Here is an 18084-nt window from a genome sequence, read left to right as displayed (position 1 = left end):
CTCACCTGGGGGCAGATTTATCACCAATGTTTGGGGGGATTAACGCTCCCCATCTTCTTGCCTATCTTCACTTTGTACTTTAAAAGAAGACGATAGTGGATTGAAATTCCTAAGGTTTTCAACAATTAAAGTATTTTCTACATTTAGTTTTTCATCCCACCAGTGGCAAAGTGATTCGGTGTTGGGATTTTCCTTGGGACCGTAGCAAGCGTAGCAACCGCGGTTGTAACTGGGGCAAATAGCGCCACATCCCGCGTGTGTAACAGGCCCCATACAGGGGGTGCCATGGGCAACCCAGATGCAAACATTGCCGCGCAATTTACAGTCAATACACACCGAGTGATTGGCAACCTGGGGTGCTCGCCGGTGCAGGAATGCACTGATTACTTCGAGCAGTTGATGCTTGTTGATCGGACACCCCTGCAACTCAAAGTCCACTGCTACCCTCCCTGATATTGGTGTGGATTCCTTGAGAGTGGCGATATATTCCGGGTGGGCATAGACCACATCGGTGAACTCCTGCACATCGGCAAAGTTGCGAAGTGCCTGAATCCCTCCAGCTGTTGCACAGGCGCCAATACTGATTAGAAAGCGGGACTGACGTCTGACCTCTAGGATTCTCTCTTCATCTGCTGGCGTGGTAATGGAGCCTTCAACGAGAGAGATATCAAAAGGACCCTCTTTCACCTCACTGGAAGCCTCCAGGAAATAGGCGATATCTACCTGGGCTGCCAAAGAGAGAAGCTCATCCTCGCAATCCAATAGGCTCAATTGGCAACCATCACAGGAGGTGAACTTCCAGACGGCAAGCTTGGGGGTAGGATTACTACTAGCTATAGGCTGTTGATTTGAAACCATGAGCGAATATCCCGGTAGCAAAAGACAGGGCCATCTTTACAAACAAAGTTAGGTCCCCACTGGCAGTGGCCGCAGATTCCAATGGCACACTTCATGTTGCGCTCCATGGATAGATAGATATTGGATTCAGTCACACCTTTATGGAGAAGAACCTGTATGCAAAAGCGCATCATGATCTCGGGTCCACACACAAACACTAAAGCATCATTGCACTCCAAATGAGTGACACGCAGAGGGTCGGTAATCACACCAATATGCCCGTTCCAGTCTGTGCTGGCGTGGTCCACAGATGTCACCAGTTCAAATGAGCTGCGCCAGTGACCAAGCTCTGGCTGGTAAAGCATTTCTTCGGGGCGACGAGCCCCATAGAAAACTTGTAGGCTCCTAGCCGGCAAGTGCCCCTTAAGAAAGCTGTAGATCAGGGGGCGTAAAGGCGCTAGCCCAAGTCCGCCGGCGATAATCACTAAGGGACGATTTGCCGCCAGGTGAGTTGGCCACCCCTGCCCGAATGGTCCCCGGATGCCCAGTTGCGTTCCAACTTCCAGTTTGCAAAGCGCTTGGGTAGCAAGCCCCTGGCCTTTAATCGTATGGGTAAGTGGGTCAGCCGATGACGTGCTGGGGCCACTTAAGGAGATAGCAGCCTCCCCGGCACCAAAGGCATAAAGCATATTGAATTGCCCGGGCTGAATGGGTGATGGGCCCCTAGCCTCTCGTGTCAGGGATAGAGTGACAGTGCCAGGAAATTCTTCGCGTCGATGGGCAACACGCCATAATTCAGGGATCACAGCGAGGGATTCCCTGTGACGGATGTGGCCCGTAAAGGTCCAACAACTGTATTCGTGCTGCCTGCAATCGTTCTGTAGCAACTTTGGTAAACCGTTTCATCAATTCGAAACCGAGTCTCGGTTCTTTTTCGCACTTATCTCGGAGGCACTGCCCGCCGAGTTTAAGGCTGCGAACTGAGGTCAGGGCCCGGGCATCGAAGGCACTCAAGTAGGGAGGATACAGCCAGGACCAGCCGAATATATCTCCACTATGCAGTGTCATCAGGCAAAGGGGCCCATAGTTGGGGACAAAGGTTTCTACGGCGACACGTCCAGATCGAATTAAGAAGAAATGGCTAGCCGGAGTGTTTTCCCTGGCAAGGTATTCGCCTTCTTTATAGTGACTATTGCTTGTACACCCGGAGAGGAATGCCAGGTCCTTGTCTGCCAGCCCGGTAAAGAAAGGGTGCTCCTTGAGTAAGGTGGTGACAACTTTCATTTTTGTTCCTGGGCGCGAATATTCTGTATCTCTTCCGTGATATCGATGCCTACTGGACACCAGGTAATACAACGTCCACAGCCGACACAGCCAGAGCTGTCAAATTGGTCATACCAAGTGGCCAGTTTGTGAGTCATCCACTGCCGATAGCGGCTGCGGGTATCCGCCCTTACCGGGCCGCCAGACAAATAGCTCAACTCAGCCGTAAAGCAGGAATCCCAACGCTCCCAGCGCTGTGCTTCATTTCCGGTTAAATCTGTTGTGTCCTCAACGGTTGAGCAGAAGCACGTGGGGCAAGCCATAGTGCAATTGGCGCAGGAGAGGCAGCGCTCCGCGACTTTATCCCAGTTTGGGTTGTCATAATTGCGATAAAGCAGTGTCTTCAGGTCAGAGCTGTCAAAGCTGCGGCGACCGTTACTTACTTGATTTTCGGCTTGCTGAACGGCAGCTTGCCCCTCTTGTTTCTCCGCTTCTGATGCGTCAACAGTGGGTAATTGCTTTAACACTCTGTCGCCTTGAGGGCTTCCGCTGCGTATGAGGAAGAAGTGGGCATCGGAGGTCAGAACTTCGGTGATTACCAGATCACTGGGCAGTTGCACCTGCGGGCCTGTGTTCATTGAGGTACAGAAGCAGGTATTTGCTGCTGTTGTGCACTCCACAGCGATAGTGAACAGCTGTGCTCGACGTGCCTTATAGCTGCTGTTGGCGTAATCTCCCTGTGCGAGGACACGGTCCTGGATAGCAATGGCGTGTAGCTCGCAACTGCGAACACCCAGAAACGCTAACTTGACCGGAGGCTCTTCAATTTCCAGAATCTGAACATCTTCTCCAGAGCGGCTAGCGCTCCAGAGCTGGCGCTGGGGCAGCTGAAGAAACTGCTTCCAGGAGTGGGGGCCAACGGCGTAGCCAAAATAAGCCTTGTCATTGCGGTGCTCCACCCGGTATTGCCCCGCCTCTTGCTGATCCGTCCATCCTTGGGGAAGATCTGTGGGAGTTTCAATCTCACCATAGGTAATAGCCCCGTTATGCAGTATCGGGCCAAAGAGCTGGTATCCTTCACTGCGAATTGCCTGAATCAAACAATCCAGGTCATTCGCTGCCAGTTTAAGTATTTCCACGTATAGCCGAGAGCCGGCTCCGAAAGAGCAGTAGTTGGTGACCTACTGATTTTTAGGTCTGTACTGGCTAATTGCACTAAGACAAAAGTGCCAAAATGCTAAGAAGAAAGTTTAGAGAAAAGCTATAGCCCTGACTACTTATTGAGGTGGGGTACATCCTTTAGGCAAAGTATTTCATAACCTTCTGATACTTATATACGACATACCATCTAAGCAAGATGATTGGCGCAGTACTTGCCATCACAAGGGCTACACCTGCCCCGAGTTTGTTTAAGTTGATGGCGAGTAAAGAAAATTCAAAAATATCGATAAGCACAATAACTGGAATAAAAAAGATCCAAAGTTGTTCGAATCCTATTCTTTTGGCAAACGCTAATCCAAACAGTACGACGTAGAAAAGGGTGGAAACAACCAAGCTGATTACCAACCACCAAAAGGGGATGCCTGTAGAGCCATCGGTCAAAACCGTATATTGGGAATACAGCTCCAGTGGTAGAAGGATAAAAAAGACAATTTTCCAGCCTACACTAGGGCTATAGACGGGGGGGCGATTGTCGAGTTCGCTCTCAGGTGCTTGATAAGGATTTTGCACGCTCTGCCCTTTTATTGGCCTTTGAAATTTAAAACTGTCAGCGACTTCAATCCTATGGATTAGTGCATTTATAAGCAATTCTTGCCGGCTTTTAATTACTGCAGCCCAAATGTAGAAGTAGTTTGCCGATAATCGTTTAGTCTTTGGCATTCAGAGCTTAAAGATTGACATCATGGCTTTACCTTGCTAACACTACAAAAAAGCAGGTTAAGTTGTCACATTTATGCGATGAGCTGCCTCACACTATCGATAAACTATATGTAGCAACTATTGACTTTGAAACTGCAGACAATATCCTCGCTGTTCAAATTTTGATAGTCAGAGAGCCTAACTGGTAAGTAATGATGACCTCTATTTAGCTCAGGGAATGGCGAGAAGTAACTTTCGGATTGGTAATTGGTGCCTATCTGGAATAGTGGTAAATAATAAGGACGTTTCGAGATGCAGGATATGTATCAGACACCAGATAGCCCTCTTACAGACTCTATTCCACACTACAAACCCAGTGTGGGTTGGAAGGTACTCCTTTTTATTCTCGCCCCGCTGGAAGTCTATTCCCAATATCTTGGTTTCGCCGCCGATGAGTGGAATCTTCCTATTTGGTGGATGATTTTTAGTCTGCTAGTTTATATTGCATTTTTTGTTGCTTTGTTTGGATTGGCTTTCTCGAAAAGGATTGCCTTCCCAAATGCTTGGCGTATCTATTTGCCCATTTTAATCTGCACTGACGTATTTGAATTTTTCTCCGTCATCGATGAGTTCAATATGTCGGTACTGGAAATCCAAATCATTACTATGATTTGGATTTCAGTGATATTTTTTACTTGGTACGTCGTGTACCGGTATCAAAAGGTGATGCGATATTTTAAATAATATCTACGCTAGCCTTAACCACTTTCAGCAGGTGTTTTATTGGAAGGTATTGCCAACATTACCTGTGCCAGTTTGCGTGGTTAATGCGATTTCACCACTGCCAACCTGCAAAGTTGTTTGAGTATTGGAAACACCGTTTTGCGTCACCAGAATGCTGCTACTAATACCGCTATGTTGATTAATCTGGGAAGAATTAGAATCACCAAACTGATTGAGCACCAGTGAACTAGTGAGCAAAGACCCGTCCTGCCCCTGATCTATTTGTGCTGTATTGGCTGAGCCATCTTGGATTACTAGAGTGGTACAGGAAATAAGTTCAATAGCGGCAATATTTTCGTTCCCTTGATCAAGATTTACCGTATTAGAAGAGCCGGTTTGCATTACTTCACCGCTGCTTGAGGTAATATTCTCCTGATCCACATTTGCAATGTTATTATCACCAATCTGGGTGACTATCCCAGTAGCAGCTGAAACATCAGTTTCCTGTTCTATTCTTCCGGTATTCGAATCACCTATCTGCATTATTATTGCAGTGCTCGTCGTCGTGACTTCATCCTGCTCGATATCTAAAAAGTTGGAAGAGCCAGTCTGGCTGGCCATAGCAAAGGTAAAGGTTACATCTCTATCCTGATCTATATTGGCGAAGTTGGAGTCACCAACTTGGGTGAATATGGCGCTAGTGCTATCCACCCTTATACGCTGATCTAAAACCAGTGTGTTAGACATTCCTTGTTGAGATGCGACAAGTGTGGTGGAAGTAACATCTTCCTGTTGCAGGACTTGGATGTCGTTTAAGTCTCCAGCCTGAGTGCCGGTGAAGGAGCTGAATTGCGCATCGTCCTGCAGCAAGGTCGCTGTATTATCACTGCCATTCTGGGTCAGGGAGGACGTAGTAAGCTGCGTTGCATTCTGTTGCACTGCTGAGGCCTGATTCAAATTTCCCGTCTGCACCAGTTCAATAGTGCTTTCAGAAGTGCCTGTAGTTTGGGATGCATCCGAGTCATTGAAATCGCCGATTTGGGTCTGAACAATCAAGTTGTTATGCACAGTACCATCGGACTGATCAGAAGTTGCACTATTGCCAGTACCTTCCTGGAATACCAGGGTGACATTATTATCAGCTAGAGCAGATACGCTGGCGGCAAATAGCGCGGCTGCAGTCACAGAATTTGTCACTTTCATAGAGGTAATCCCTTATTGGTTAAATCTTATGGGGCGACCGCTTATAAGCCTCGACTGCAAGCCTGGATGAGCATCAAGGGAGTTGCCATAGGAAAAAATGGCTGAATAACTAAGAAGAAAGCTTGGGATTGTTGTTTGTTCACCGGGCTAACTTGCTGTATAACCATAAAGCCCCAGAGTAACCTCTGCCTCATTGTTTGCATATCACGTCATAAGGAACTGGTGTGCGGCATCGACGATAGATAGATCGAAAAACTAGCGCTTGTGCCATGACCCAACCGATAGAATTGCCAACTGGCTATTACCTGGACAACTTCAAAGCGTTGATTGAATTTGTTAGCCAACATTATTCCCGGCTTATCACCACATCTGAGCAAAATTTTTTTAAAACCTTCCAAGAGTTGGATATTTATAGCCAGCGGCTCTATGTGCGTTTGCTGTCCCGTAAAGGAGTACCCTCCTCTAGAGGATCGCTTTTCCGCCTGGAGAAGCTTAGCTATGGTGAGATAGAGAGCATTGAAAGTGCTGCAGCTGTTTTGGATCGCGTTGGACTACTTTGTTTTAATCCGGTGCTAACGGCACAAGAATATCTACCACTATTTACCAAAGCTGAATTGCTTACGGCAGGACCCTCGGGTATATCCAAGTCTCTCAGCCGGCCTTCCCTCGAGCAACTATTGCTTGAAGACTCCAGTTCGAGTGACTGGTTTGTGAACTTGCTTTCTCAGCACAGGGTACTAGCCGTCCAGGGTGCTGAGCATTTCCAGACTTTCAAACTGTGTTACTTTGGCAACTTGAATCAGGATCTTACCGACTATGTATTGCGGGATCTTGGGCTTTATCGGTATGAATCCTATCCACTGGATAAGCAAAATCTCCCCTTTCAAAGCCGCTCGCAAATTGATCAGTATCTGCTTTACTACCAATGCCTGGAGCTGTTAGAAGAGTCATTACTGGAAGATGCGGAAGCCATATTGGCCTTATCTGCTCAACTGCCAGAAGGTATCGATGGTGACTCAACCCTGGCTCGTCGGCTGGACAGAATACGTCTTAAGTTGGCACGGCAGCTTGAGCGGCTCAATGCTCTTGAGCAGGCTGATGCACTATATCAACTTTGTAAAACCCCTCCCTCCCGTGAGCGCCGCGCACGAATTGCCGTAAAGCAAGGGTGCGACACTCTAGCATTGGAAATATGCGAGGAAATAATAGCTTCCCCTATGGACCAAGCAGAAAGAGAGTTTGCTCTTAGCTTTGGTTACCGCACAGCCAAACGAAGTGGAGGCCTCAACAACTGGCAGGCACCTCATAAAATCCAAGCCCCCACTGAAGTGATAAGTTTGGCGCAGGGGGAAAGCTGTGTTGAGCTACTGGTGGCAGAGCACCTTGAAGGTTCTAGCGGTGGTGAGTGTTTTTATGTAGAGAACACCCTATTCACCGGTGTGTTGGGCCTCTATATTTGGGACATACTATTTGCACCTGTGCCTGGTGCTTTTTTCAATCCCTTCCAGGTAGCCCCAGCTGATTTTCGCACCGCGGATTTTTACTATTCCCGTCAAGCGCTATTCATCCAGCGATTGGCTGAAATAGAGCATGAGTCTTTGAAGTCCCGTGTCCTCGCTACCTTTGCTGAGAAACAAGGTATTGCCAACCCTTTGGTTACTTGGGAGCCTTTGTCTACAGAACTACTTGAGGAGGCGCTGGATAGAATCCCACCAAGTCATTGGCGTTCAATTTTTACTCGCATGCTCAGTGACATCACACAGAATAGAAATGGGCTGCCAGACCTTATTTGCTTTACTCCCTCCGGCCACTATGAACTCGTGGAGGTTAAAGGTCCTGGGGATCGCTTACAAAAAAACCAAGAACGCTGGCTGACGTTTTTTGCTGAAGAGGCGATCCCTCATCGGGTAACTCATGTGGAGTGGCGCTAGCTTTGGATAGCTTAGAGTCGGCTGAGATTTTGAATCTTTCTGTGGGAGAGCTAGTCGCTTTTTCCTGCCGCAACGGAGATTTGATTCGGGAACCAACTTCAGGGCCCTCTGCCCAGGAAGGGATTCGGGCTCATCAGAAGCTACAAAGTCAGCGGCCCAAAGGCGCTGAGGCAGAATACAAGCTCAAGACCCAAATAGATTGGATGGAACAGCAGGTTACTTTGAGCGGCCGGGTTGACATTTTTCACCCGAAAAGTGATTTGCATAAACCGGCTCAGCTGGATGAAATTAAGACCACTTATTTACCCCCATCGAAGTTGCCCGAAGCCGCCAAGAAATTGCATTGGGCCCAGCTAAAAATTTACGGCTATTGCCACTTGGTAAATGAAGACGCTACAGGTGGTACAGATACAGTTGCCCTGCAAGTTGTCTGGTATAACCTCAAGGAACGCAAAGCCTATCCAGAATGCATAGAGTACCGCTTTAGTGAGTTAGAGGCCTTCACTCTTGAGGCTCTCACAAAATATTTGTGTTGGCACAGGGCTTGGCAGGAACATCGGAAAAAGCTTATTGATACGGCGAGACAGCTCGCTTTCCCTTTCCCGCTATACCGCCCCGGCCAGCGCCAACTGGCAGTGGAAGCCTACCGGTGTTTCCGGGACGGTGGTGAGCTGGTGGCTGAAGCTCCCACGGGAACCGGTAAGACAATCAGCACCCTATTCCCAGCCATAAAGGCAATTGGCGAGGAAAAGCTGGATCAGCTGATTTACCTGACAGCAAAGAATTCCGGTCGGCAAATGGTGCGGGAAACTATTGAGGCACTTCAGGCGAGCGGTTTGCAGTTATCTTTACTTGAAATTCAAGCAAGGGAAAAAACCTGTGCCTGTAACCTGGGGCTTTGTACTCGTGATGATGACGGCATCTGTCCGAGAACAAGAGGGTTTTATGATCGACTTCCAGTTGCAATGGATGCCCTGCTCGGCCGACCCCAGTTAACTCCCAAAGAGATTGCTGATGTGGCGGATCAGCAGCAAATCTGCCCGTTTGAACTCTCCCTTCAGATATTGCCTTGGGTAGACTTGGTGGTATGTGATTTCAATTACGTGTTTGACCCTTTGGTACGCCTGACCAGTTTTCAGGACCAGCGCAATCGCCGCGTACTGTTAGTCGATGAAGCTCATAATTTGATCGACCGCGCCCAGGAAATGTACAGTGCAAAGTTATCCCGCCGTGATAGTCGCCGCGCAGCTAATGCTTGCAAAGGGCACTCTCCGACATTGCAGAGAAGTATCCAGTCTCTGGTTCGGGCAATTGAAAATTGGATCAAGCGATTGCGAGAAGTTGGTGTAGCTCAAAGCCGCAGTGCTTTTGAGGGGGGTGAAGTTTGGGTCACTGCAGCAACAGGTGAAGCAGAGCATCCAGAATCAGTTTCTCGAGCCGTGCAAAAAGTGCTCTCCACGGTCAGCCAACTTATAGAAAGCTCTCAGTCGCCCCCGGAAGAAATAGCGGAGTGGTTAAGGTCTGTCTATCGTTACGCAGTTATTGAGCAGGAGCTTTGCGGTCAGCATAAAGTCGTCACACGGGTGACTGACCGGGATGCTCCCTGGCAGGAGCAGGAAATTAAGCTACTTTGTTTAAATGCTGCGCAGTTTTTACAGCGATCCTATCAGCAAAACCAAGCCGCTATACTCTTCTCTGCGACTTTGCGCCCAGCTAGCTATATATATAGTCAACTGGGCGTAGAGCATGAGTCGCCCTACTTAAGACTGCCCTCGCCTTTTCAGCCGCAGCAACAGGGCGTTTTCCTGTGTCCATATATAGATACGCGCTACCAAGCCCGCGACCGCTCAATAGAGAACCTCGTCGACATTATTTCCCGTACCTTTTACAGGCGAGCAGGAAATTACTTGGTATTTTTTCCCTCATATCGTTACCTGGAGCAAGTTGCTGAGAGTTTTAAGGTGAGATTCCCGGAAGTGCCCTTGTTACAACAGCTGCCGGGACAGGGAGAGACAGAGCGCGCTGAGTTTTTGTCTGGATTCATCGAAGGTAACAAGAGCCTTGGGTTTGCCATTATGGGGGGCATCTTTGGTGAAGGCATTGACTATGTTGGGGAGATGCTGGTTGGCACTATTATCGTCGGTACTGGGCTCCCGCAAGTTAATGTTGAGCGGGAGCTACAGCGCGATGCTGCGGAAACCACTGGCATCCATGGATTTGACATCGCCTACCGCTATCCAGGGATGACTCGCGTACTGCAAACCGCCGGTCGGGTTATACGTTCCGAATCGGATAAAGGTGTGATCATTCTGGTAGATAGCCGCTTTTCGGAACCTTTCTATTGGCAGCTTTTTCCCGAGCACTGGCAACCGGTGATTTGTCGCAACACCGATCAATTAACCGGTAACTTAGAGCAGTTCTGGAGCTTGAGCTAATCTAGGTTTTTAGGAATTGCTCCCCCTTAACCCGAATTTCCCCAACACCCAAGCGATAAGGGTGCCGCTCAATATCCCTGCCGTATTGGCCGCGAAATCCAACCACTCACCCGTTCGATTCACGTAAGGTTGAAGTAACTCTATGCCACCGCTCCACAGCACAAAAAATAATCCTATTAGCCACCAGTAACTAGGCCTGCGCAGAGCGACGGGGAACATCAGTGCACTATAGGCAATTAGGTGATTGGTTTTGTCGGTGCCGGGTATATTGGGTACTTCGGGAAGCGGAAACAGGGATAGGCTCGTAATAATGCACAAAAATACCACTGTTAGCAGAATCCAGTAGTTGTAGACGAGCCTTAAGGGAAGTTGAATTATCATTAGTTCCTACGAATTAGGGTTACATTGTTAGCCTAGTGGCACTGCATCTGCATCCAAACATCTGAGAACTTCAACTGCGCAAGGTCTTCATTGTGTATAGAGAAATACAATCTTCCTGCATCTCCCCACATAAAGCCACCAAGACTATTGAGTTCCAATAGCAACTGCCAATCTTCAGCTTTGCCTTTACCCATAACCCTTGCCGCATCTTCAGTAATACCATCGTACTGTACTGGATTGGGGTAACCAGAAATTTGGAGTAATTTTGATCCTGTAAGGTTTTCCTTCAGGGTGCAATATGCATCAAGCAAGTAATCATCTTCTTCAAATATCTTTAACTCCTCATAAGGATACTCGCCTAAATCTGGAAGGGAAAAAGAGCGCTTGAACGATATTTTACTTTCAGGATAAATCGAAGGTAGTCTCTTTGGCTTTAACAGTCCCCCAAAGCGCTTTTTATGGATACAGGGGGCTTGGTGATTCGAGAGTGCTACATCAGCTGGGATATAGATTATCCGTATAAAATCTTTCTTACCTCGCACATCCGCCCAAACTCCATCACAGTAAAAAAAGAGCAAGTAGCCAGCCGATGGCAGGATAGGTGAATTAACTTCTGCGCAATTGAGCTGAAGGAGAAACTCCAAAGGTAAACCTCGATAGAATGGCCACTCAAAGTCAGCAGGGACATCAGGGTGCCCCCCAATCTTAGATGAGCCCTGCTCAATAATATCAGAAGACAATTCAGCGGTAGTACATTCAACACACAGCGACTCTATTTCATTCAAAAAAGCTTCAAGACCGACCGCTTTAAGTTCTTTCAATAACAACGCTATATACATCCTTCAATATTCGCCCTGGCACGCTTTTCATATCTCTTATAGAAGAAATCAGTGTGATAAAGCCTCTCTTGAGACAAAAATTCCTTTAATAGTTCCCTGCGTTTCTTTTTGTAAATCATAATCGGTACCAGCCGATACTCTTTACGGACTTGTTTTTCATAAGCTTCGAAAACGCTTGTGCTGGCACCCAGGATCGTTAGGTCAATGTCGATAATTAGCTTTTCATCAATACTAACTGGCGTGTAATTGTGGCAGGTTGCCATAATCAATTGGTACACCCTATCCGCCCCTGTGGGACAATACCCGGAATCGATCAGGAACTTTTTTGCCCATAGAGCACTGTTTTCTTCATTCTTAGAGGAAAAAGGCTTGTAAATCGCATCGTGAAACCAGATAGCCAGCTCGACCTCATGGGGGTGCTCGGCAAGTTCTGCGACCTTATCAAAGTGCTTCAGCATCGCATCAATGTGATGTCCTGTATGATAATGCCGGTGATTCTCTGAATATGCAGAAACTAGCTTTTCGAAGCATTGAAGAGATTCAGGAAGATGGACTGATCTCATTAGGTTGAGCCATCTATTTTGATTCATTGCTCAATCCTCGGAGCGTCATCTTTGCGAAAACCCGTAGCTTGTAAAATATTTTTCCCTGCCAACACCAAATAAAGCCATGCCTTTTTCCATCGATTTCCCAATAACACGATATGAATATGCCAGCCTTTTTCCCGTCGAGCGCTATAGCCACTGTAAAGGAGAGTATAGGCTTCTGGGTCACCGACTATTGATGCGGCAACGCTTCTTGCATGCTCAATGCCAAGTGAAACCATCTCACTAACCTCCGCCTTACTGGGTTCTCCCTGGGATTTTGGAAAAACCAAGAGGTGGTAGTTCGGTATTAAGTCTCTACGAACCCTGATCAATCGGCAATTGTTCCCAGAGGCTAAAGTAATATTCGCGTTGTCGTCCGATGAATTGCCAAATACCCGCTGCTTCATGAATCCTCAGATACTTATTTACTTTTGTACTAGAGTGCAAATTGAGAACTGATAAAGGTTCGATTTGCGTCTATTCCGCATAGTAAGTATCGGGAGGTCACTCTGACAAGCCGCAGGACTCTTCACTGGGGAGATAAGCTAGCTTTAGTAAGCAAACTTTAAAGGCAGTTAGCCAACTTCGCGGTTAACTCCTGAGTTTTGAGGAAAGCTCGTTTAATCGAATCCCGGTGCCTTTCATCAGCAAATTCCTGGTACTCCGCATTGATTTCATGGAAATCCTCAACCCCCAAATAGTGGCTTAAGGTTCGGATATGTGGCCCCAGGTGATTCATTTGCTCACGGATTCCTCCTTGTCCAAAGCCAAACTCCCCGGCAGAGGTGATTAGCACCAGCTTTTTGCCAGACATAATAGGTTCTAAGGGGAAGTCACCACGGTCTAAATCAAAGGTGAACGTCTTGTTGATACGAATAACTTGATCGAACCATGCCTTGAGTGCGGCAGGCATGCCGTAGTTATACATCGAAGTGGACATAACAATGATATCCGCCTGGGATAGCTCATCAATCAAGATGTCAGAAAGCGCGACCAAGGACTGCTGCTCCTTGGTGCGATCCGCTTCAGGCGTAAAAACCGAGGCAATCCAATCTTGATTGATAAAGCCTGGTGGGTTTAAACCGACATCTCTATGGATAACTTTATCTTGGGGTCTTTTTTCTAGCCAACCGCTTACAAAACTGGCGGCAACTGCTTTGGAGATTGAGGTATGCCTGGGGATATTCGCACTGTCTTGTGGTGCTGCTAAGCCGCTCCACCTCTGAGCACTAGCGTCAATGTGTAATAGTGTTTTCATAGTCTGGAACCTTTACTGAACCGTCTGAAGGTTCATCTATGGTGATGCTGGGGAGTATCCTTGACAAACGAGTTATTTCTTCTTATAGATGAAAAAAGCTCATCTATAAGAGATTCTGATCGGTGTACCCAAACCTACCCTCCCTCAACGCCCTCAAAGTATTCGATGCCGCCGCCAGGCTGGGCAGTTTCAAGAGAGCTGCGGAAGAACTCTTTATAACGCCGACAGCCGTATCACATCAGATAAAGGGTTTGGAGGAATCCCTGGGCACAACATTATTCGAGCGCAAAACCCGTGCCGTGCAGTTGACCAGTGAAGGGCAGATGCTCGCACAAACTACCTCTCAAATTTTTCAGCAGCTCACTGAAACGGTGAGTGAAATAACGTGTTCAAAGAAAACACTGACTGTCAGTACGACTTCAAGCTTTGCTGCTATGTGGCTTGTGCCCCATTTGGAGAACTTTTATCAGAAATTTCCAGATATCATTGTTTCAGTAGTGACCGGTGAAGAAGTGAGTGATATCGAGCGAGATAGACGTATCGACATCGCTATTCGGTACGGGAAATATGATAAAAATACACAAAATGCCCTCCACTTGGTCACCGAAACAATCGGTGTCTACGCTGCACCAAGCTATCTGACTCAGATTAGGGATATTTCTGAAGCTCAACTTCTGGAAACAAAATGGGTCAACTCATCACTTCCACCGCTGAACTGGCAAACTCTCCTCAATAGAAATCTCGATGGCATTCGCGTGCGGCAGTTTGACCAGGAGCATCATGTAATCCAGGCCGCCTTGGCTGGCCAGGGTATTGCGCTAGTAAGTTCGCTTCTTGTTCAAAACCCTTTACGTAACCAATGGCTGGTTCCTTTTAGAGGAGGCTCCAAGGTTTCAGGGATTGAGGGATTTACCTATTCCGCATTAATACCTAGCCGCCATTCAAGAAATGGAAATGTGCTGTCTTTTGTAACCTGGCTGAAGGAAGCACTTCGCGATTCTCCCTATAGTTAGGTACATCCGACTGGCACTGAACTCGCCTTCGGGCTTGCCGAGAGTAGGTATATCTCTAACCTAAGCCCGTACCGGAAACACAACATATTGTGCTCGTAAATCAATCAGTGCGCCATATATAGTGATCTGGATCAATTCGTGTTCCTATCTCTTCGATATGCTCTCCCCACAAACTGTGAGGAAGGCCGATGACAAGTACCGCTATACCCGACAGCGAAGCCGCACCAGCTTCAGAACAGATTTCGCAGGTAAGTTCAGATCAACTGTTGGTACGTAAGCGAGATGGCAGGACACTGGCTTTTGATGCTCGTAGGATCACCTTGGCTCTTCTCAGTGCTGGCCAGGCAACGGAATCTTTTGATCAACAGGAAGCGGAACAACTTACCGAATCTGTCCTTAAAGTGATCAGACACCGCTTTGATAGTGGTGAGCCCATTGATATTGAAGAGATTCAGAATATTGCTGAACAGGTACTAATCAATAACGATTACATTGATACCGCCCGCGCCTATATCGCTTATCGGGGGCGGCATGCGCAAATGCGCACTGATCGGCAAACACTGGTGGATGTCGGTGCTTCTATTGAAGAGTATTTAGAGCAAGCGGATTGGCGGGTTGCAGCCAATGCGAACCAGGGATATTCCCTCGGGGGATTGATCCTGAACAGCGCAGGTAAAATGATTGCCAACTATTGGTTAAATCATGTTTATTCCCCTGAGATCGGCGCAGCACATCGGGATGGCGATTTACACATCCACGACCTGGATATGTTGGCTGGATATTGTGCAGGTTGGTCGCTGCGCACTCTATTACATGAAGGATTGAATGGTGTTCCGGGAAAAGTCGAATCGGCACCGCCGGCCCACTTGACCAGCGCGGTCGGACAGATTGTTAACTTTCTTGGAACACTGCAAAACGAATGGGCGGGCGCGCAGGCATTTAGCTCTTTCGATACCTATCTTGCGCCTTTTGTGCGCAAGGACCAGCTGGACTACGCGACCGTACGCCAGTGCATTCAGGAGCTGATCTTCAACCTGAATGTGCCATCCCGCTGGGGCACCCAGACCCCTTTTACTAATCTCACTTTCGACTGGGTTTGCCCCCAGGATTTGCGCGAGCAGGTGCCTGTGATTGCCGGTCAGGAAATGCCCTTCACCTATGGCGACCTGCAAGAGGAAATGGATCTAATCAACCGCGCCTATATCGAAGTCATGAGCGAGGGGGATGCGCGCGGTAGGGTATTCACCTTCCCTATTCCCACTTACAACATCAGTGAGGATTTCCCTTGGGAGAGCGAAAATGCTGAGCGGCTGTTTGCCATGACCGCTCGCTACGGGCTGCCCTATTTCCAAAACTTTATAAATTCAGACCTGAGCCCAAACATGGTTCGCTCCATGTGCTGCCGCTTACAGCTTGATCTACGCGAACTGTTAAAGCGCGGCAACGGCCTCTTTGGCTCCGCCGAACAGACAGGTTCGCTCGGCGTAGTAACTATCAACTGTGCCCGCCTTGGATATCTCTATAAAGGAAACTGGCAGCTTCTGCTCACCCAACTGGACAAACTGCTGATACTTGCCCGTGATTCCCTTGAAGTGAAACGGAAAGTCATCCAACGGCATATGGATGCAGGTCTGTTTCCTTACACTCGCCGCTACCTGGGGACACTGCGCAACCACTTCTCCACGATCGGGGTGAACGGCATCAATGAAATGCTGAGAAACTTTAGTGGCGACAACGAAAGTGTGGTTACGGAAGATGGGAAAGAACTGGCCGAGCAATTACTCGACCATATCCGTATGCGCATGACTGAATTCCAGGAACAAACCGGGCATCTCTACAACCTGGAGGCAACTCCGGCAGAGGGCACTACTTATCGGTTTGCCCGCGAAGATCGCAAACGTTATCCGGATATTATGCAGGCGGGTAGTAGCGAAGCGCCCTACTACACCAATTCATCCCAGCTGCCAGTGGGCTTTACCGATGATCCCTTCGAGTCCCTGGCCCGACAGGAATCCCTCCAATCCCGTTACACCGGTGGCACTGTGCTTCATCTTTATTTGGGCGAACAGTTGCCTGATGCCGATAGTTGCCGCCGCTTATTGCGGCGTGCTCTGGAAAACTACCGCCTGCCCTATATCACCGTGACCCCGAGCTTTTCTATTTGCCCGGTCCATGGATATCTGAGTGGCGAACACGAATTCTGCCCACGCTGCGACGAAGCTCTCCTGGCCCGTGAGCATTCCTGTTGTAGCGACTAAACCATACTTTCAAGGAGAAAGACCATGAGCCAACAAGATACTTTATTGAGAGAAGAAGATCGCACCCGCTGCGAGGTATGGAGCCGGGTAATGGGGTACCACCGCCCAGTTTCATTTTGGAATCCGGGAAAACAATCAGAGCACCGGGAGCGCCAGTTCTTTGTGGCGGACAACAGCAGGAATGAACTAAAAACTTATGAGTAATAAGTTACGTGTCGGTGGATTCACGTCGTTTACGGCAATCGACTTCCCCGGCGAGTTGGCAGCGGTGGTTTTTTGCCAGGGATGTCCCTGGCGCTGCCGCTACTGCCATAACGGCGATTTACTGCCTGCGCGAGCACCCAGTGCCTATGACTGGGATCAGATCCTCACATTTTTAGACAGTCGCCGGGGCTTGCTGGACGCCGTTGTGTTTTCTGGTGGAGAACCCACCGCCCAGAGTGCCCTGGATCCGGCGATTGCCCAAGTCAGGGATTTGGGATTCAAGGTCGGGCTGCATACTGCGGGAATCTACCCCCGCAGGCTCGAACGCCTGATCCAAAGTCTTGATTGGGTGGGGTTGGATATCAAAGCAATGCCGGAAAACTACCCTTCCATTACGGGTGTTGATGGTAGCGGTGTGGCCCCCTGGCAATGTGCGGAGCTTCTCGCTCAGTCCAAGATACCTCTGCAAGTGCGCCTTACCAGGCATCCGAGCCTCACAACTGATGCTGAACTGAATCAAATACGGGAGAAACTTTGTGGTATTGGCATTGAAAAGTTGGAGATCCAGCGCTGCAATAGTGAGCAAGTGATTGATCAGACGTTGAGGTTCTTAACTTGAATGATAAAACCTAGTTTAGCTGTGCTAATGCGTCAGGAATCGGGGTTTCGCCCCCAATGAATTCAAAAACCGCACCGACCGTTTTGGGCTCATCCAGCGCAGTGGTAATTACCTCTGCAACATCGGCTCGGCTGATTTCTATGTCTGGCCCAGCAAATAAATCGCTTATGCTGATTAACCCCGTTCCCAAGGTGTCAGTTAGGGCACCAGGTCTCAATATCGTGTAATCGAGGCCACTTTCTTTTACATATTCATCCGCTATATGTTTGGCTTTTGATAGGGGTGGAGCTTTTCAGGCCCCTGCTCTGGTCGCCCGGCAAAAATGGAACTCAATAGAATAAAGCGCGAGATACCCGCGATTTTCGTTGCATCACAAAGACGGATAGCACCATCCCGATCGACAGACTCCAATGCTTTCCCCTTAGAGCCCGCAACAAATATGACTGCATCTTGCCCCTTTACCGCATTGTTCAGGGGCTCCTTCTTTGTCAGATCTCCAAGAATGGGGCGCGCACCTGTACTAAGCAAATTATCTTGTTGGGACTCTTTGCGGACCATAGCGGTTACCTCGTGCCCTTTGTCGACAAGTTTACCCACAAGGATTTGACCGATTGCACCGTTAGCACCCGCCACAAGTACTTTCATTGCTGTGCCCACGTCTATATTGCGCTAC

General features: G+C 48.3%; 18 protein-coding genes and 1 pseudogene. 6 read left to right on the top strand and 13 right to left on the bottom strand.

Annotated features, from left to right (window positions below; translation table 11 throughout):
* Positions 1–39: 39 nt before the first annotated feature.
* The 5 genes from ACYX4J_RS10465 to ACYX4J_RS10445 all read right to left on the bottom strand — a co-directional run bounded on the left by ACYX4J_RS10465 (position 40) and on the right by ACYX4J_RS10445 (position 3981).
* Positions 40–858 carry an NADH-quinone oxidoreductase subunit B family protein gene (locus ACYX4J_RS10465; RefSeq protein WP_476178552.1) on the bottom strand — a complete coding sequence of 273 codons (819 nt, stop codon included), beginning with the start codon at positions 856–858 and terminating at the stop codon, positions 40–42.
* Complete coding sequence (locus ACYX4J_RS10460; RefSeq protein ID WP_444933204.1) at positions 834–1643, bottom strand: FAD/NAD(P)-binding protein; 810 nt, start codon at positions 1641–1643, stop codon at positions 834–836. Before ACYX4J_RS10460 ends, ACYX4J_RS10465 begins: the two co-directional genes overlap by 25 nt.
* Positions 1633–2121, bottom strand: coding sequence for a cyclic nucleotide-binding domain-containing protein (locus ACYX4J_RS10455; protein WP_476178551.1), 489 nt, complete (start codon positions 2119–2121; stop codon positions 1633–1635). Before ACYX4J_RS10455 ends, ACYX4J_RS10460 begins: the two co-directional genes overlap by 11 nt.
* On the bottom strand, positions 2118–3239 hold the full coding sequence (locus ACYX4J_RS10450) for a 4Fe-4S dicluster domain-containing protein (RefSeq protein ID WP_476178550.1): 1122 nt from the start codon (positions 3237–3239) through the stop codon (positions 2118–2120). The genes ACYX4J_RS10455 and ACYX4J_RS10450 overlap by 4 nt, the downstream gene beginning before the upstream one ends.
* Before the next feature lie 160 nt (positions 3240–3399).
* Positions 3400–3981 carry a hypothetical protein gene (locus ACYX4J_RS10445; protein WP_444917161.1) on the bottom strand — a complete coding sequence of 194 codons (582 nt, stop codon included), beginning with the start codon at positions 3979–3981 and terminating at the stop codon, positions 3400–3402.
* A gap of 291 nt (positions 3982–4272) precedes the next feature.
* On the opposite strand from ACYX4J_RS10445, the gene ACYX4J_RS10440 reads away from it, so the two are divergent.
* Entirely contained in the window at positions 4273–4704 is a 432-nt protein-coding gene (locus ACYX4J_RS10440) for a hypothetical protein (RefSeq protein WP_476178549.1), read from the top strand.
* A 36-nt stretch (positions 4705–4740) separates the two neighbouring features.
* Here the strand turns inward: ACYX4J_RS10440 and ACYX4J_RS10435 are convergent, their stop codons facing one another.
* Positions 4741–5886, bottom strand: a complete 1146-nt coding sequence (locus ACYX4J_RS10435; RefSeq protein WP_476178548.1) for a hypothetical protein — start codon at positions 5884–5886, stop codon at positions 4741–4743.
* Positions 5887–6155: 269 nt separating this feature from the next.
* Here ACYX4J_RS10435 and ACYX4J_RS10430 point away from each other — a divergent pair, with 269 nt between their 5' ends.
* Together ACYX4J_RS10430 and ACYX4J_RS10425 are read left to right on the top strand one after the other, a co-directional pair.
* A complete protein-coding gene (locus ACYX4J_RS10430; protein ID WP_476178547.1) occupies positions 6156–7817 on the top strand; it encodes a VRR-NUC domain-containing protein in 1662 nt (553 codons plus the stop codon).
* 2 nt (positions 7818–7819) lie between these two features.
* Complete coding sequence (locus tag ACYX4J_RS10425) at positions 7820–10252, top strand: ATP-dependent DNA helicase (protein WP_476178546.1); 2433 nt, start codon at positions 7820–7822, stop codon at positions 10250–10252.
* 9 nt (positions 10253–10261) lie between these two features.
* Here the strand turns inward: ACYX4J_RS10425 and ACYX4J_RS10420 are convergent, their stop codons facing one another.
* From ACYX4J_RS10420 to ACYX4J_RS10400, 5 genes are all read right to left on the bottom strand, one after another.
* On the bottom strand, positions 10262–10633 hold the full coding sequence (locus ACYX4J_RS10420) for a VanZ family protein (RefSeq protein WP_476178545.1): 372 nt from the start codon (positions 10631–10633) through the stop codon (positions 10262–10264).
* Between the two features lie 32 nt (positions 10634–10665).
* Entirely contained in the window at positions 10666–11454 is a 789-nt protein-coding gene (locus tag ACYX4J_RS10415; protein WP_476178544.1) for a YwqG family protein, read from the bottom strand.
* Positions 11455–11462: 8 nt separating this feature from the next.
* Positions 11463–12062 carry an HD domain-containing protein gene (locus ACYX4J_RS10410; protein WP_476178543.1) on the bottom strand — a complete coding sequence of 200 codons (600 nt, stop codon included), beginning with the start codon at positions 12060–12062 and terminating at the stop codon, positions 11463–11465.
* Entirely contained in the window at positions 12059–12466 is a 408-nt protein-coding gene (locus tag ACYX4J_RS10405) for a hypothetical protein (protein ID WP_476178542.1), read from the bottom strand. Before ACYX4J_RS10405 ends, ACYX4J_RS10410 begins: the two co-directional genes overlap by 4 nt.
* Positions 12467–12624: 158 nt before the next feature.
* Positions 12625–13317, bottom strand: a complete 693-nt coding sequence (locus ACYX4J_RS10400; protein ID WP_476178541.1) for an FMN-dependent NADH-azoreductase — start codon at positions 13315–13317, stop codon at positions 12625–12627.
* A gap of 122 nt (positions 13318–13439) precedes the next feature.
* On the opposite strand from ACYX4J_RS10400, the gene ACYX4J_RS10395 reads away from it, so the two are divergent.
* The 3 genes and pseudogenes from ACYX4J_RS10395 (at position 13440) to ACYX4J_RS10385 (ending at position 17411) form a co-directional block, all read left to right on the top strand.
* Positions 13440–14330 carry a LysR substrate-binding domain-containing protein gene (locus tag ACYX4J_RS10395; RefSeq protein ID WP_476178540.1) on the top strand — a complete coding sequence of 297 codons (891 nt, stop codon included), beginning with the start codon at positions 13440–13442 and terminating at the stop codon, positions 14328–14330.
* A 188-nt stretch (positions 14331–14518) separates the two neighbouring features.
* Positions 14519–16792, top strand: a pseudogene (locus ACYX4J_RS10390) (ribonucleoside triphosphate reductase).
* Positions 16785–17411: an anaerobic ribonucleoside-triphosphate reductase activating protein gene (locus tag ACYX4J_RS10385; RefSeq protein ID WP_476178539.1), complete on the top strand. Its 627-nt coding sequence runs from the start codon at positions 16785–16787 to the stop codon at positions 17409–17411. The pseudogene ACYX4J_RS10390 and the gene ACYX4J_RS10385 overlap by 8 nt, the downstream one beginning before the upstream one ends.
* Before the next feature lie 10 nt (positions 17412–17421).
* Here the strand turns inward: ACYX4J_RS10385 and ACYX4J_RS10380 are convergent, their stop codons facing one another.
* Positions 17422–17628 carry a hypothetical protein gene (locus ACYX4J_RS10380; protein ID WP_476178538.1) on the bottom strand — a complete coding sequence of 69 codons (207 nt, stop codon included), beginning with the start codon at positions 17626–17628 and terminating at the stop codon, positions 17422–17424.
* A 41-nt stretch (positions 17629–17669) separates the two neighbouring features.
* A complete protein-coding gene (locus tag ACYX4J_RS10375) occupies positions 17670–18056 on the bottom strand; it encodes an NAD(P)H-binding protein (RefSeq protein WP_476178537.1) in 387 nt (128 codons plus the stop codon).
* Between the last annotated feature and the right edge of the window lie 28 nt (positions 18057–18084).

This window comes from Microbulbifer sp. ABM4_008 (genome assembly GCF_056311705.1).
Note: the sequence above shows the minus strand (reverse complement) of the source record. Positions and strands in the feature narration are given on the sequence as shown.

Bases quoted from the DNA above. Each gene is read 5' to 3' on its own strand.
- ACYX4J_RS10405 (WP_476178542.1), bottom strand. From the start codon at position 12,466: ATGAAGCAGCGGGTATTTGGCAATTCATCGGACGACAACGCGAATATT.
- ACYX4J_RS10455 (WP_476178551.1), bottom strand. From the start codon at position 2,121: ATGAAAGTTGTCACCACCTTACTCAAGGAGCACCCTTTCTTTACCGGG.
- ACYX4J_RS10430 (WP_476178547.1), top strand. From the start codon at position 6,156: ATGACCCAACCGATAGAATTGCCAACTGGCTATTACCTGGACAACTTC.
- ACYX4J_RS10445 (WP_444917161.1), bottom strand. From the start codon at position 3,981: ATGCCAAAGACTAAACGATTATCGGCAAACTACTTCTACATTTGGGCT.
- ACYX4J_RS10400 (WP_476178541.1), bottom strand. From the start codon at position 13,317: ATGAAAACACTATTACACATTGACGCTAGTGCTCAGAGGTGGAGCGGC.
- ACYX4J_RS10410 (WP_476178543.1), bottom strand. From the start codon at position 12,062: ATGAATCAAAATAGATGGCTCAACCTAATGAGATCAGTCCATCTTCCT.
- ACYX4J_RS10420 (WP_476178545.1), bottom strand. From the start codon at position 10,633: ATGATAATTCAACTTCCCTTAAGGCTCGTCTACAACTACTGGATTCTG.
- ACYX4J_RS10435 (WP_476178548.1), bottom strand. From the start codon at position 5,886: ATGAAAGTGACAAATTCTGTGACTGCAGCCGCGCTATTTGCCGCCAGC.
- ACYX4J_RS10465 (WP_476178552.1), bottom strand. From the start codon at position 858: ATGGTTTCAAATCAACAGCCTATAGCTAGTAGTAATCCTACCCCCAAG.
- ACYX4J_RS10385 (WP_476178539.1), top strand. From the start codon at position 16,785: ATGAGTAATAAGTTACGTGTCGGTGGATTCACGTCGTTTACGGCAATC.
- ACYX4J_RS10375 (WP_476178537.1), bottom strand. From the start codon at position 18,056: ATGAAAGTACTTGTGGCGGGTGCTAACGGTGCAATCGGTCAAATCCTT.
- ACYX4J_RS10440 (WP_476178549.1), top strand. From the start codon at position 4,273: ATGCAGGATATGTATCAGACACCAGATAGCCCTCTTACAGACTCTATT.